This is a genomic window from Paraburkholderia sediminicola (genome assembly GCF_046027825.1).
GTDB lineage: Bacteria > Pseudomonadota > Gammaproteobacteria > Burkholderiales > Burkholderiaceae > Paraburkholderia > Paraburkholderia sediminicola_D.
The window spans coordinates 57,254-70,166 of record NZ_JAQQDU010000045.1 but is presented as its reverse complement, the minus strand read 5'-3'; the positions used below and the strand labels follow the sequence as shown (position 1 = coordinate 70,166).

13 protein-coding genes are annotated in these 12,913 nt (G+C 62.0%); 2 read left to right on the top strand and 11 right to left on the bottom strand.

Annotated elements, in window-relative coordinates; translation table 11 throughout:
- Positions 1 to 101 precede the first annotated feature (101 nt).
- The 8 genes from hscA to PQQ96_RS23565 all read right to left on the bottom strand — a co-directional run bounded on the left by hscA (position 102) and on the right by PQQ96_RS23565 (position 6,750).
- A complete protein-coding gene (hscA, locus tag PQQ96_RS23600) occupies positions 102 to 1,973 on the bottom strand; it encodes a Fe-S protein assembly chaperone HscA (RefSeq protein ID WP_408297157.1) in 1,872 nt (623 codons plus the stop codon).
- Positions 1,974 to 2,093: 120 nt separating this feature from the next.
- The gene (hscB, locus tag PQQ96_RS23595) at positions 2,094 to 2,621 is read right to left on the bottom strand and encodes a Fe-S protein assembly co-chaperone HscB (protein WP_408297155.1); all 528 of its coding nucleotides are present in this window, start codon (positions 2,619 to 2,621) and stop codon (positions 2,094 to 2,096) included.
- Positions 2,622 to 2,809: 188 nt separating this feature from the next.
- A complete protein-coding gene (gene iscA, locus PQQ96_RS23590; RefSeq protein WP_028199494.1) occupies positions 2,810 to 3,133 on the bottom strand; it encodes an iron-sulfur cluster assembly protein IscA in 324 nt (107 codons plus the stop codon).
- A 162-nt stretch (positions 3,134 to 3,295) separates the two neighbouring features.
- Complete coding sequence (iscU, locus tag PQQ96_RS23585) at positions 3,296 to 3,709, bottom strand: Fe-S cluster assembly scaffold IscU (protein ID WP_097389708.1); 414 nt, start codon at positions 3,707 to 3,709, stop codon at positions 3,296 to 3,298.
- A gap of 88 nt (positions 3,710 to 3,797) precedes the next feature.
- Positions 3,798 to 5,021, bottom strand: a complete 1,224-nt coding sequence (locus tag PQQ96_RS23580; RefSeq protein ID WP_408297153.1) for an IscS subfamily cysteine desulfurase — start codon at positions 5,019 to 5,021, stop codon at positions 3,798 to 3,800.
- Positions 5,022 to 5,095: 74 nt separating this feature from the next.
- Positions 5,096 to 5,626 carry a Fe-S cluster assembly transcriptional regulator IscR gene (gene iscR / locus PQQ96_RS23575; protein WP_028199491.1) on the bottom strand — a complete coding sequence of 177 codons (531 nt, stop codon included), beginning with the start codon at positions 5,624 to 5,626 and terminating at the stop codon, positions 5,096 to 5,098.
- 141 nt (positions 5,627 to 5,767) lie between these two features.
- Positions 5,768 to 6,265 carry a low molecular weight protein-tyrosine-phosphatase gene (locus PQQ96_RS23570; protein WP_408297151.1) on the bottom strand — a complete coding sequence of 166 codons (498 nt, stop codon included), beginning with the start codon at positions 6,263 to 6,265 and terminating at the stop codon, positions 5,768 to 5,770.
- 245 nt (positions 6,266 to 6,510) lie between these two features.
- Positions 6,511 to 6,750: a hypothetical protein gene (locus PQQ96_RS23565; protein ID WP_408297149.1), complete on the bottom strand. Its 240-nt coding sequence runs from the start codon at positions 6,748 to 6,750 to the stop codon at positions 6,511 to 6,513.
- A 279-nt stretch (positions 6,751 to 7,029) separates the two neighbouring features.
- On the opposite strand from PQQ96_RS23565, the gene PQQ96_RS23560 reads away from it, so the two are divergent.
- Positions 7,030 to 7,596 (top strand): hypothetical protein, encoded by a 567-nt coding sequence (locus tag PQQ96_RS23560; RefSeq protein WP_408297148.1) that lies wholly within the window; start codon positions 7,030 to 7,032, stop codon positions 7,594 to 7,596.
- A gap of 51 nt (positions 7,597 to 7,647) precedes the next feature.
- Here PQQ96_RS23560 and PQQ96_RS23555 read toward each other — a convergent pair whose 3' ends face one another.
- The gene (locus PQQ96_RS23555) at positions 7,648 to 9,063 is read right to left on the bottom strand and encodes a lactate utilization protein B (RefSeq protein WP_408297146.1); all 1,416 of its coding nucleotides are present in this window, start codon (positions 9,061 to 9,063) and stop codon (positions 7,648 to 7,650) included.
- 161 nt (positions 9,064 to 9,224) lie between these two features.
- Positions 9,225 to 9,947, bottom strand: a complete 723-nt coding sequence (locus PQQ96_RS23550; protein WP_408297144.1) for a (Fe-S)-binding protein — start codon at positions 9,945 to 9,947, stop codon at positions 9,225 to 9,227.
- 179 nt (positions 9,948 to 10,126) lie between these two features.
- Here PQQ96_RS23550 and PQQ96_RS23545 point away from each other — a divergent pair, with 179 nt between their 5' ends.
- Entirely contained in the window at positions 10,127 to 10,933 is an 807-nt protein-coding gene (locus tag PQQ96_RS23545) for an IclR family transcriptional regulator (RefSeq protein WP_159004609.1), read from the top strand.
- A gap of 104 nt (positions 10,934 to 11,037) precedes the next feature.
- Here PQQ96_RS23545 and pbpG read toward each other — a convergent pair whose 3' ends face one another.
- Complete coding sequence (gene pbpG, locus PQQ96_RS23540) at positions 11,038 to 12,225, bottom strand: D-alanyl-D-alanine endopeptidase (RefSeq protein ID WP_408297142.1); 1,188 nt, start codon at positions 12,223 to 12,225, stop codon at positions 11,038 to 11,040.
- Positions 12,226 to 12,913 lie beyond the last annotated feature (688 nt).

The following is a 12,913-nucleotide window of genomic DNA, read 5'->3' as shown; positions in this document are numbered from 1 at the left end:
AGGCCATCTTAATTTTTTCGGGGGGGGGGGGTTTTTTTTTCGGCGGGGGGGGCCGCGATTCATTGCCGGCTGGCGCGCTGAGCGCGGCCACGCCGCGAGGCTCAGATCTCGTCGAGCTTACGGCCGGCCAGCGCGCGGCGAATGCCCTTGTTCATGCGGCGGGCGGCGAACTCGTCAGTGCCTTCGGCCAGCGTTTTGGTCGCCGCTTCGATCGCGTCAACCTCGTCGCTTTGGGCGATGTTGCGCAAAGCGGTGAGCAGCGTGTCGAGTTCAGCGCGTTCGCTGTCGTCGAGCAATTCGGCGTCGGCGGCGAGCGCCGCGTCCGTCGCTTCGACGAGACGGCGCGCTTCGACTTGCGCCTCGCGCAGCGCCCGAGCGCGCATGTCGACTTCCGCGGTCGAGAAGCTCTCTTCGAGCATCCTGGCGATGTCGTCGTCGGCGAGACCGTAGGATGGCTTGACGACCACCGACGCTTCCACGCCCGAGCCCTGTTCACGCGCGAACACCGACAGCAGGCCGTCCGCGTCGACCTGATACGTGACGCGAATCCGCGCCGCGCCGGCTGCCATCGGCGGGATACCGCGCAGTTCGAAACGCGCGAGCGAACGGCAATCGCTGACGAGCTCGCGCTCGCCTTGCACGACGTGGATCGCCATGGCCGTCTGGCCGTCCTTGAAGGTCGTGAAATCCTGCGCACGTGCGACCGGAATCGTCGAATTGCGCGGGATGATCTTCTCGGTCAAACCGCCCATCGTTTCGACACCGAGCGACAGCGGAATCACGTCGAGCAGCAGCCAGTCGTCACCGTCCGCGCCGCGGTTGCCCGCGAGCAGATCGGCCTGGATCGCCGCGCCAAGCGCGACAACCTGATCCGGATCCAGATTGATGAGCGGCGGCTGGCCGAAGAGCGACTCGACCGCGCGGCGAACCACGGGCATGCGCGTCGCGCCGCCAACCAGCACCACGCCTTTGATGTCCTTGGTGACAACCTTGGCGTCGCGCAGCGCTTTCTTCGTCGGCCCAAGCGTGCGTTGAACCAGCGCTTGAGTGATGGCCTCGAAAGTGGCCTCGTCGACCGTCAGATCGATCTGAGTGCCGTTCGAGAGCTTGGCCTGCACCGTCGCAGCCGGTGCGTCGGACAAAGCCTCCTTGGTCACGCGTACGCTGTCGAGCAGCAGGCGGACGTCTTCCGGTGCGAGCGTTTGCGGCGCGATGCCTGCCTGCTCCAGCACATGGCGATACAGCGCGTGGTCGAAATCGTCGCCGCCGAGCGCAGAATCGCCGCCCGCCGCGAGCACTTCGAACACACCCTTGGTGAGCTTCAGAATCGACAGATCGAAGGTGCCGCCGCCCAGGTCGTAGACCGCGTAGAGGCCTTCGGAGCCGTTATCGAGGCCGTAGGCGATCGCAGCCGCGGTCGGCTCGTTCAGGAGACGCAGCACGTTCAAACCGGCCAGCCGCGCGGCGTCCTTGGTCGCCTGGCGCTGCGCTTCGTCGAAATACGCCGGCACGGTAATGACCGCGCCGACCAGTTCGTCGCCGAGCGTGTCTTCGGCACGCTGGCGCAGCGTCGCGAGGATTTCCGCCGACACTTCGACCGGGCTCTTCACACCGTCGACGGTACGGATCTGCACCATGCCGGGCGCGTCGACGAAATCGTACGGCGCGTTCTCGGCGCCTTCCACTTCCGCCTTGCCGCGGCCCATGAAGCGCTTGACCGACACGATCGTATTGCGCGGATCGGTCGCGGCTTCCGCCTTGGCCGTACGGCCGATACGGCGGCCGCCCTTTTCCAGGTAGCGCACCACCGACGGCAGCAGCGCATAGCCATCCTCATCGGGCAGCACGTCGGGCACGCCGCTGCGCACCGCGGCGACGAGGGAGTTGGTGGTGCCGAGATCGATACCGACCGCCAGGCGCCGCTGATGGGGCGCCGGCGCCATGCCGGGTTCGGAGATTTGCAGTAGGGCCATCTGGATCTTCTCGGGGCCGCTGGGCCCCGTCCTGAATTTTCGCGTTGCTGGATGTAATGCTACGGCTGCTATCGCCGCCTGTTCATGCGCGCTGCCGACGCGTGCCGGGACGCCGGACCGCTAGTTCTCGAGCCGCTCGATCTGCGTGCTGATTTCCGACGCCACCCGCTCGATGAACATCAATTGCCGCACCGCCTCGCCCGCCGCCTGGTTCGCGCCGCTGTCGAGCAGCGCGCCGAGCTTGTCGAAACGCTTCCGCTCTTCGTCGCGCAGTTCGGCGAGCAAGGCGTCGAGCGCGCCGACGTTCTTCGCCGCGGCCGCGTCTTCGATACCTTCGCGCCATTCCATCTGCTGCATCAGGAACGCCGGCTCCATCGCCGTATTGTTATGCGCGCCGACGTCGATGCCGCGCAGGTGCAACAGATACGTCGCGCGCTTCAACGGATCGCGCAGCGTCTGATAGGCCTCGTTCGTGCGCGTCGCCCATTGCATCGCGATGCGCTTTTGCGCGTCGCCGGCCGCCGCGAAGCGGTCCGGATGCACTTGCGACTGCACGGTGCGGTAGGCGTGATCGAGTGTCGATGCGTCGAGCGCGAATTGCGCCGGCAGATCGAACAGGTCGAAGTGGCTGTCGTTCAGCGAGACCATCGGATAGAAGGAGTCCGTTCGGGAAAGCGCACCGGAGTGCAGGCTAAAAACGCAGGTTACGCAGGTCGAAAGCGCTCAGCAGGCATTCAACGGCAAAGATGGCCGCAAGACACCGGCCCGGATGCGCGGATCAAACTAAAAAGGCGGCACGCGCCGCCTTTGATCCGCTGCACGCGGAGTGAGCCGATTTACACGCGGAACGATTCGCCGCAACCGCACTCGTCCTTCACGTTCGGGTTGTTGAACTTGAAGCCTTCGTTCAACCCTTCGCGTGCGAAGTCGAGTTCCGTGCCGTCGATATAGGCGAGGCTCTTCGGGTCGACAATGATCTTCACGCCGTTGCAATCGAACACTTCGTCTTCGGGCGCGAGTTCATCCACGTACTCGAGCTTGTAGGCCAAACCCGAGCAACCGGTCGTGCGCACGCCCACGCGCAGCCCGACACCCTTGCCGCGACGAGTCAGATACTTCTGGACGTGCTGTGCTGCCTTTTCGGTCAACGTAATTGCCATAGCGTTTCTCATTGCGCCGCGCGCGTTCGTCACTCGTGTGCTTACTAACGCGCTGCTACCCTGCCTGCATCAAATATCGCTCATGCCGGACCGTGCTTTTCTACTTGCACAGCCCGCTTCGACTCACTTAAACGAGCACTCAAACGAGCACTTAGCTGCCGCTTACGCGTGCTGCTTGTCGCCTTCGACGACCGCTTCACCGTGGCGTTGCTTGTAATCGGCGACCGCTGCCTTGATCGCGTCTTCCGCGAGGATCGAGCAGTGGATCTTCACCGGCGGCAGCGCCAGTTCTTCGGCGATCTGCGTGTTCTTGATCGACATGGCCTGATCGAGCGTCTTGCCCTTCACCCATTCGGTGACGAGCGAGCTCGACGCGATTGCCGAACCGCAGCCGTACGTCTTGAACTTCGCGTCTTCGATGATGCCGTCCGCGCCCACGCGGATCTGCAGCTTCATCACGTCGCCGCATGCCGGCGCGCCGACCATGCCCGTGCCGACTGCATCGTCGTCTTTCTCGAAGGAACCGACGTTGCGCGGATTTTCGTAGTGGTCCAGAACCTTTGCGCTGTAAGACATGATTACACTCCTTGTTTCGTATCAACCTGCATTCGTTGCGTGTTCGACGAAAAGCGCGACGCAAAGCGCGACGCTTAAGCGTTGGCGGTCAGTGCGCAGCCCACTTGATCGTCGAAATATCGATTCCGTCCTGGTGCATTTCCCACAGCGGCGACAGATCGCGCAGCTTCGAAATTTTGGTCTTCAACAGGTTGATCACGTAATCGACATCCTGCTCCGTCGTGAAACGGCCGACCGTAAAGCGGATCGAGCTATGCGCCAGTTCGTCGTTACGGCCCAGTGCGCGCAGCACGTACGACGGTTCCAGCGAAGCCGACGTACACGCCGAGCCCGACGACACCGCCACGTCCTTCACCGCCATGATCAGCGACTCGCCTTCGACGAAGTTGAAGCTGATGTTCAGGTTGTGCGGCACACGCTTTTCCATGTCGCCGTTCACATAGGTTTCTTCCATGTCCTGCAGGCCGCGCAGCAGACGGTCGCGCAGCATGCGAATGCGCTCGTTTTCCGTTGCCATTTCTTCGCGTGCGATGCGGAACGCTTCGCCCATGCCGACGATCTGGTGCGTGGCCAGCGTGCCCGAACGCATGCCGCGCTCGTGACCGCCGCCGTGCATCTGCGCTTCGATACGGATACGCGGCTTGCGGCGCACGTACAACGCGCCGATACCCTTCGGACCATACGTCTTGTGTGCCGAGAACGACATCAGGTCGACCTTCAGCTTTTGCAGGTCGATCTCGATCTTGCCCGTGGCTTGCGCCGCGTCGACGTGGAAAATGATGCCCTTTTCACGGGTGATCTCACCGATCGCCTCGATGTCCTGGATCACGCCGATCTCGTTGTTCACCGACATCACCGACACCAGAATCGTATCCTGGCGCAGCGCGGCCCTGAACTTCTCGAGGTCGATCAGACCGTCGTCCTTCACATCCAGATACGTGACGTCGAAGCCTTCGCGCTCGAGTTCGCGGCAGGTGTCGAGCACAGCCTTGTGCTCGGTCTTCACCGTGATGATGTGCTTACCCTTGCTCTTGTAGAAGTGCGCCGCACCCTTGATCGCGAGGTTGTCCGACTCCGTTGCGCCCGAGGTCCAGATGATTTCGCGCGGATCGGCATTCACCAGCGCGGCGACATTCTCGCGCGCCTCTTCGACCGCACGCTCCGCCGCCCAGCCATACGAGTGGCTGCGCGATGCGGGGTTGCCGAACTGCTCACGCAGGTACGGAATCATCTTGTCCACCACACGCGGATCGATCGGCGTCGTCGCGCTGTAGTCCATGTAAATGGGCAGGTGGAGAGTGTCGTTGTTCATCAATTGCTCCGGGGACGTCATTGCTCTGGCTTCTGGGTTCCTGATCAGGCTGCGGTGCGTTCAGATTGCCGCGCCTAGGAACCGGCCATGTTGAAAACTGAATTAGGCCCTTTCGGCACGACGCGGGCGGGTTCGACCGCCGGCGCCTCGTTACGCCGGTCACGCAACACCGCCGGCGCACCTTCGCGCGAACGCTGCTGATCGACCAGGTCTTTCAGGGAAACCGAATCCAGGTACTCGACCATTTTCTGGTTCAGCGTCGACCACAATTCGTGCGTCATGCAGTGGCCGTCGTGCTGTTTGGTGCCCTCGCACGAGCCCTTGCCGCCGCATTGGGTGGCATCGAGCGGCTCGTCGACCGCAATAATGATGTCGGCGACGGTCACGTCTTCAGCGCGGCGGGCAAGATTGTAGCCGCCGCCCGGTCCGCGCACGGACTCGACGATTTCGTGACGACGCAGCTTGCCAAACAGCTGCTCGAGATAAGACAGGGAGATATGTTGGCGCTGGCTGATACCCGCAAGCGTCACCGGGCCCTGCTCCTGGCGCAGTGCCAGGTCAATCATCGCCGTGACGGCGAAACGGCCTTTCGTGGTGAGTCTCATATGGTGTGGGAACCGCAATTCTCGACAAGTTTGGTCAAGTATAAATACATGACTGAATTAGTCAAGTATCCCTACCGTGATTTGGGTCATTTGCTTAATTGCTGGATAAGCCGGCCGAAGCTCGCCAGTGAGCGGCCGGACTTACGCCAGCAACTGCGGACGCAACGCGGCGATCAGCCCGCGGCAGGCGGCTTCACATTGATCCAGCACCTGCTCGAACCCTTCGGCGCCGCCGAAATAAGGATCGACAACTTCGCGGGCGCCGCCCCAGCGGGCATCCACCTCAGGCACAAATTCCATCAGCAGCCGGATTTTGTCACGCTGCTCCGCCGGACAAACCTGGCGCAGTGCGGCAACGTTCTTGTCGTCCATCGCAATCAGCAGATCAAAACGCTCGAAGTCGGCTGCCGCGATCTGACGCCCGCGCAAAGCGGCAAGCGCATAACCTCGCCGGCCGGCCGCCTGTTGCGCACGGTCGTCAGGCGGCTGACCGATGTGCCAGTCACCCGTGCCGGCGGAATCGATCAGAATGCGCTCCGCAAGCTTCGCCTCGTCGACCAGATGGCGCATCACGCCTTCCGCGGTCGGCGAACGACAGATGTTCCCCAGGCAGACAAAGCAGACGGACACGGTTTTCATCAGAGGTTTTCGGGCGCCAAACGCGTGTGGATCGGCAGTTAGGAAACGGTGCCGCGATTATACAAAGTTGAACCAGATCGCGCCGGAGGCCGCGCGCTTCGACCCGCGCCCGGATTCGGCCATACACGCCGCGCCACGCCTGCAAGGGCGAGGTTCGGCCACGCACACGCCCGCGCCTCAGCCTGCCCTGGATTCCCCTGCAACTGAAGCGATGGAGCGCAGTGCACTATTCGATCCCGCCGCGCTTAAGAAGCTTCGGCCAGCGGCATTGCAGGTACGGCGTGCATCGGTTTGGCCGGCAACGTCGTCGCGCTGTCGACCATGCCGTACGAGACGGCACGCGCCAATTCCGCGGTCAGTTGGTCGGCCGCGAGCGGCGCTTGCGAGGCACGCGAAGCGGCGTCGCCGCAAATGTGCAGATAGCCTGCCGCAGCAAGCGGCACAACGATGGCAAAGGGCCAGTACACCGATATTATCTTTTTCATGATGTCGTTTCTTCCGATTAGGGGCTCGTGAGCTCGTGACGCACTATGCCCAGTCGAAATCCTATAGAAATTCGCAATCGGGAAAAACCCACTGGAGCGAGAAACAGCGTTGCGCTGAATAGAGCTAATAGAACAGTGCGTTGACTCTTTTGCCGCGCACGACGTTGACCTGCGTCACGGCAGGAAAAAAGAAATCCTTACAAACACATACAAAGCTGGCGCGACGGTTAGCGATAATGGTTGCCTTACAGACATGAAATCTTCGCACTGGTCTTCTCAATGAAACGTATTGCTCCACTCGTCGGCCTCACGGTCGCCGCGTTGCTAGGCGGCTGCGCAGTTTATCCGGACGGTACGCCGATGGTCGGCAACGGTTATGGCGGCGGTTACTCCGGCTACGATGGCTACGACGGCTATGCCACCGGCGTGCCGGTTGTGCCGCAAACCAACGTCTACATGGGCTACAGCAATTATTCGGGCCCAGGTTATTACGACGGGCCCGGCCGCTATTACGGACCAGGGCCGGGCTATCGGGGCCACCCCGGCTACCCGGGATATCCGGATCGGGGTCGGCCGAATAACGGCAACTATGGAAACAACGGTAACCGCAGCGATAACGGCGGCTGGCATGGTCAGCCGAACGGCGCCGGCCCACGCGGAGGCCCGCCGCCGCAAGGCTCGGTGGGCGGCCCAAGGGGACCGAGTGGGTCTAGTGCGCCAAGACCGGGTGCAGGCAACCCACCACCTCCGCCACAGCAAGCGGGTAATGGCGGTGGGCGCGGCAACGGAGGTAATGCGCAGGCCAGAGGCAACTACGGCCGCCAGCCCGGGATGTCGGACCATTGATCCGCCAGTGAACGGCGCAGACGCGCAATCTACAACGACTGTGCCGCCCGCTCAGCCAATATGGCTGCGCTGCGCGGCGTACAGCTCTCTGAACGTGCGGCCAACCGGAGCCGGCATATCGCGCGTATTGGTCCAGCCCGCACCGCCCAGCGGCAGCCTGGCAATCGAACGATTTCGCCCGCCCATTCTTTCCAGTACGCGAACCGCCAGCTTGGTAAAAAGCGCATAGGCATCCGGGTGCAGGGCGAGGAACCCCCATACCGCCAGCCCTGCCCGCTCACGCCACGGGCGCAGGCGGCGCTCGACCTGCTTCTCGCGCAACTTGCGCAGCAGATCGGACAACGGAATCCCCACCGGACATACGCTGTTGCACTCGCCGCACAAGGTCGCCGCCTGAGGCAGATCCAGCGCTTTGTCGATCCCGACGTAGCTCGGCGTCAGCACCGATCCCATCGGCCCCGGATAAACCCAGCCGTATGCGTGACCGCCCACCTTCTGATACACCGGGCAGTGGTTCATGCAGGCGCCGCAACGGATACAGCGCAGCATCTCCTGGAAGTCGCCGCCGATCAGCCCCGTGCGCCCACCGTCGACCAGCACCACGTACATATGCTCGGGGCCGTCCTGATCGCCCACGCCGCGCGGCCCGGTCAGCACGGAAAAATAGTTCGACGTCGCCTGGCCGGTTGCCGAGCGCGGCAAAAGACGCATGGCCGTCGCCAGATCTTCCAGCGTGGGCAACACTTTCTCGATGCCCGTCACCGCCACATGCACGCGCGGCATCACCGTGCACATGCCCTCGTTGCCCTCGTTCGTGACTAGCACCACCGAACCCGTTTCCGCCACCACGAAGTTGCCGCCGGTCACGCCCATGTCCGCGGTCATGAAGTGCGGACGCAGCATCTCGCGCGCTTCACGGGTCATGTCGGTGATTTCGGTCAGACGCGGCCGGTCGTGCGTTTTCGCGAAAAGGTCGGCGATCTCGTCCTTATCCTTATGGACGACCGGCGCGATGATGTGGCTCGGCGGCTCGTTATCGTTGATCTGCAGAATGTATTCACCCAGATCGGTTTCGATCGACTGCACGCCCATCTGCCCGAGCACCTCGTTCAGGCGCATTTCCTCGGTGACCATCGACTTGGTCTTGATCACCTTCTTCACCTCGTGCCGCCGCGCAATATCGCCGACGAGGCGCGCGGCCTCCTGCGTCGTCTCAGCAAACAGGACAGTAACGCCGCGCCGGGTTGCTTCACGTTCGAAGGTCTCGAGCCAGACGTCGAGATTGTCCAGCGCGCGATTGCGGCGCTCCTTGAGCGCGGCGCGGGTGGCGGGGAAATCGATCGCGGTCATGGCCTCGGCGCGGGCCGACACGAACTTGGTCGAGAGCTTGGTCAGGTTCTGCTGCAGACGCTGGTCGGCGAGTTTCTGGCCCGCACGGGCCTTGAAATGCATCGATTGGACTTGCATGGCGGCCTTGGGCGTATTCGGGTGAAATGCGCGAGTGAGATACGCGAGTGAGATTCGTGAGTAAAACGCGCCAGTGAAAATCGCGGATGTAGGGCACGAGTGAAGCGCACGAAATGGACTGTGCCGAGCCAGGTGCGCCCGGCTGGGCGCGGCGATGACTCTTAAACGTCGCCGGCCAGTACCTGGGCAATGTGCAACACGCGCGTGGTGCTATCGCCGGTGCGCCGCAAGCGGCCTTCGATATTCAGCATGCAACCGAGATCGCCGAGCACGACCGTGCCGGCGCCGCTCGCGCCAATATTCGCGCATTTCTCGTCGACGATCGCCGTCGAGATATCGCCGTACTTGATCGCGAAAGTGCCGCCAAAACCGCAGCAGTGCTCGCAATCCTTCATTTCGGTCACCGCGACGCCCACCTGCGCCAGCAACGCGCGCGGCTGCGCCTTGACGCCGAGTTCGCGCAGCCCCGAACAGGAATCGTGGTAGGTCACCTGCCCCGCGAACTCACCCGGCTGCAATTGCACCTTGGCCACATTGACAAGGAAATCCGTCAGCTCGAACACTTTGGCCCGTACCCGGCCAAAGCGGTTCATCAGCTCAGGATCGTCGGCAAACAGGTCGCCGTAGTGCGCGCGGATCATGCCACCGCACGAACCGGATGGCACCACGACGTAGTCGAACTGTTCGAACTCGCGCAAGGTTTTCTCAGCCAGGTCGCGCGCGATGCGCCGCTCGCCCGAGTTGTACGCGGGTTGCCCGCAGCAGGTCTGCGCGGGTGGCACCATCACCTCGAAACCAGCGCCTTCGATCAGCTTGATGACCGAAAAACCGATCTCCGGACGCATCAGGTCGATCAGGCAGGTGACGAACAATCCGACTCGCATGAGCCCTCCTTCGGGAAAACGTCCCTGATTATCCGCTGCTTACCGCACAATACCAACGGCCGGAAGGCATAGGACGAATCCCACGTTAAATTGGAATAGGCCTTCCAGGTGCTTTCCTTCTTTTCACAATACGGGATACAATCAATTTCCGCTGTTTGACGCGTCAACCGATTCCTCCCATGAGCGATACGAACCCGGATCCCAAAACGTCGATCCAGGTGATCGAACGCATGATGCGCTTGCTCGACGCACTCGCTGCGCATAGCGACCCGGTCAGCCTGAAAGAACTCGCCATCCGCACGGAGCTGCACCCGTCCACCGCGCACCGCATCCTGAACGACATGGTGATGTGCCGGCTGGTCGACCGGTCGGATCCCGGCACATACCGTCTCGGTATGCGCCTGCTTGAACTGGGCAATCTGGTGAAGGCACGGCTGTCGGTACGCGACGCGGCGCTTACGCCGATGCGCGAACTGCACCGTCAAACCGGGCAGACAGTGAACCTGTCGGTGCGCCAGGGCGACGAGATCGTCTATATAGAACGCGCCTACTCCGAGCGCTCCGGCATGCAGGTGGTGCGAGCGATTGGCGGACGGGCGCCGCTGCATCTGACCTCGGTGGGCAAGCTCTTCCTGGCCGCCGACGAATCGACCCGTGTGCGGGCCTACGCCACGCGCACCGGCCTGTCCGGTCACACACAGAACAGCATCACCGATCTGACCAAGCTCGAACGCGAGCTGTCACACGTGCGGCAGCAGGCGTGCGCGCGCGACAACGAAGAACTGGAGCTGGGCGTGCGCTGCATTGCAGCGGGGATTTACGACGACACCGGCAAGCTGGTTGCAGGCCTGTCGCTGTCCGCCCCGGCAGATCGCTTGCAGGACTCGTGGCTGGGGCAGCTCAGCCAAACGGCATTGCTGATTTCCGAGTCGCTGGGTTATCGCCCGCAGACGCCGCAGCAGCACTCACATCCCCAGCACGCATAAACTGGCGGCTGCGCGCTCCTCCGGCCAATAAAAAAAGCCTCGCAAATGCGAGGCTTTTTTGCTGACCGGTCCGAAAACCGGCCACTTGAGCAGGTTAGCGCGCTTCAGGTGCCAGGGCCGCCAGCGTCCGCGCTGGTGATGCGCGCCTGATCGCCACCGTTGTCGAGCCATGTGCGCAGACGCGTTGCGTCGGCAAAGCGCGAGTATTTACCCGACGAATCGAGCAGCACCACGATCATCGGACGGCCGTGAATGGTGGCCTGCATCACGAGGCACTCACCCGCTTCGTTGATGAAGCCGGTCTTCTGCAGACCGATGTCCCACGACGGGTTGCGCACCAGCGCGTTCGTGCTGTTATAGGCGATCGAACGCTTGCCGGTGTAGACCTCGTAACTATGATCGGTCGAGAACTGGCGGATCATCGGATACTGATAGGCCGCGTTGACCATCTTCACCAGGTCGCGCGCGCTCGACACGTTCTCGCTCGTCAGACCCGACGGGCTTTCGAAATGCGTGTCCGTCATGCCGAGTTGCTTGGCCTTGGCGTTCATCGCTACGAGGAAGGCCGGGCGGCCGCCGGGGAAGTAACGCGACAGCGCTGCAGCCGCGCGGTTTTCCGAGGCCATCAGCGCGATGTGCAGCATGTCTTCACGGGAGAGCACCGAGCCGACCGAGAGGCGCGAACCGGTGTTCTTGATGTAGTCGCGGTCTTCGTCCGTGACTTCAATCTGCTCGGTCAGCGGCGCCTTCGAGTCCAGCACCACCATCGCGGTCATCAGCTTGGTAATCGACGCGATGGGCACCACGGCGCGCGAATTCTTGTCGAACAGCGATTCGCCGGTGTTCTGATCGATCACGTAGGCAACGCTTGAACGCAGCATCAACGCGTCCGGCGTGTCGTGCAGACCGAAAGCCTGCCCGACGGTCGGCTGACGCGGTTCGTACGCGACGCGGCGCACCACAGAGTGGTGGCGACCGTTCGACGTGTACGTCACGCGCTTGCGCTTGACACTCGTGCGCGACGCGTCGTCGCCCGCGGCGGCAACGGTTTTCACCGCTGCGCCTTTGGCGGCCTTCTTGCTCGACACTTTGTCGGCAGTGGCTGCGGTGGGCTTTTTGGCCGCTTTCGCGTGTTTGGAGGTTTTTGCAGGTGTTGCATCGGCCGTGGCGGCAAAAGCGCTGACGGGCGTGGCGAACGCCGCTGCGATGACCATGGAGGCGGCCACCGACAGAGCGGTGCTGCGGGCCGCGCCGTGGATCACTTTTAGCGACGAAAACATGTCGGTTTTCATGGGTGTTCGGTAGGGAGCGGCAAGAGGTTTCCGCAAGTGTAGTAAAACAACGAAAAATTAGCAATTTGAAGCACTTATACGCGCTCCTTAAACCGGCTTGTAAGCTCCGATCGCAAAAACACAAATAAGTGCCGCGCTTCGATCGAAAAAAACGATCGCCAGCGCGCTTCGTCTCGCCTTTGCCGCCACATGCCGGAATCGAGTGATTCTTTCAGCATAACGGCAATTTCGAGACAACCTTGATCAGGGGAAATACGGTCTGAGCGCAGGCATGCAAAGCCTTGCCGGCGCGCCGGAACGTCGCAAGGGCCTCGCTGCAGGCAGTTAAACACCTACTGGAGACCGCCAACGCGCATTCGACCGGCATAGAGCATTAACGTTCCGTGACACTTTCTGGTTTACATCGGGATGGCCAATTGATGGACTTTTTGTCAAACCCGATCTTACTTTCCAGCAAAGACGGATCCTCGCCAAGGGGTCGAAATTTCTCCTGAAATCGGTAACAAATGCAGATCCATCCCGCACCAGCACGGTGCGACGGACAAATCAGCTTGCGTCATCTGAATGTCATGCTTACTGCATAAGGTATTGTTTTATCAGCAATTTATCAACATTGTGCAACGCACAAAAAACGCTTGACATTCGTTGTGACCATCCTAAAATGGGAACCATTGCTGCGATGCACAAA

What these genes read in the sequence shown, in the direction of transcription:
- hscA (WP_408297157.1), bottom strand. Translation starts at nt 1,973, where the DNA reads ATGGCCCTACTGCAAATCTCCGAACCCGGCATGGCGCCGGCGCCCCAT.
- hscB (WP_408297155.1), bottom strand. Translation starts at nt 2,621, where the DNA reads ATGGTCTCGCTGAACGACAGCCACTTCGACCTGTTCGATCTGCCGGCG.
- iscA (WP_028199494.1), bottom strand. Translation starts at nt 3,133, where the DNA reads ATGGCAATTACGTTGACCGAAAAGGCAGCACAGCACGTCCAGAAGTAT.
- iscU (WP_097389708.1), bottom strand. Translation starts at nt 3,709, where the DNA reads ATGTCTTACAGCGCAAAGGTTCTGGACCACTACGAAAATCCGCGCAAC.
- PQQ96_RS23580 (WP_408297153.1), bottom strand. Translation starts at nt 5,021, where the DNA reads ATGAACAACGACACTCTCCACCTGCCCATTTACATGGACTACAGCGCG.
- iscR (WP_028199491.1), bottom strand. Translation starts at nt 5,626, where the DNA reads ATGAGACTCACCACGAAAGGCCGTTTCGCCGTCACGGCGATGATTGAC.
- PQQ96_RS23570 (WP_408297151.1), bottom strand. Translation starts at nt 6,265, where the DNA reads ATGAAAACCGTGTCCGTCTGCTTTGTCTGCCTGGGGAACATCTGTCGT.
- PQQ96_RS23565 (WP_408297149.1), bottom strand. Translation starts at nt 6,750, where the DNA reads ATGAAAAAGATAATATCGGTGTACTGGCCCTTTGCCATCGTTGTGCCG.
- PQQ96_RS23560 (WP_408297148.1), top strand. Translation starts at nt 7,030, where the DNA reads ATGAAACGTATTGCTCCACTCGTCGGCCTCACGGTCGCCGCGTTGCTA.
- PQQ96_RS23555 (WP_408297146.1), bottom strand. Translation starts at nt 9,063, where the DNA reads ATGCAAGTCCAATCGATGCATTTCAAGGCCCGTGCGGGCCAGAAACTC.
- PQQ96_RS23550 (WP_408297144.1), bottom strand. Translation starts at nt 9,947, where the DNA reads ATGCGAGTCGGATTGTTCGTCACCTGCCTGATCGACCTGATGCGTCCG.
- PQQ96_RS23545 (WP_159004609.1), top strand. Translation starts at nt 10,127, where the DNA reads ATGAGCGATACGAACCCGGATCCCAAAACGTCGATCCAGGTGATCGAA.
- pbpG (WP_408297142.1), bottom strand. Translation starts at nt 12,225, where the DNA reads ATGAAAACCGACATGTTTTCGTCGCTAAAAGTGATCCACGGCGCGGCC.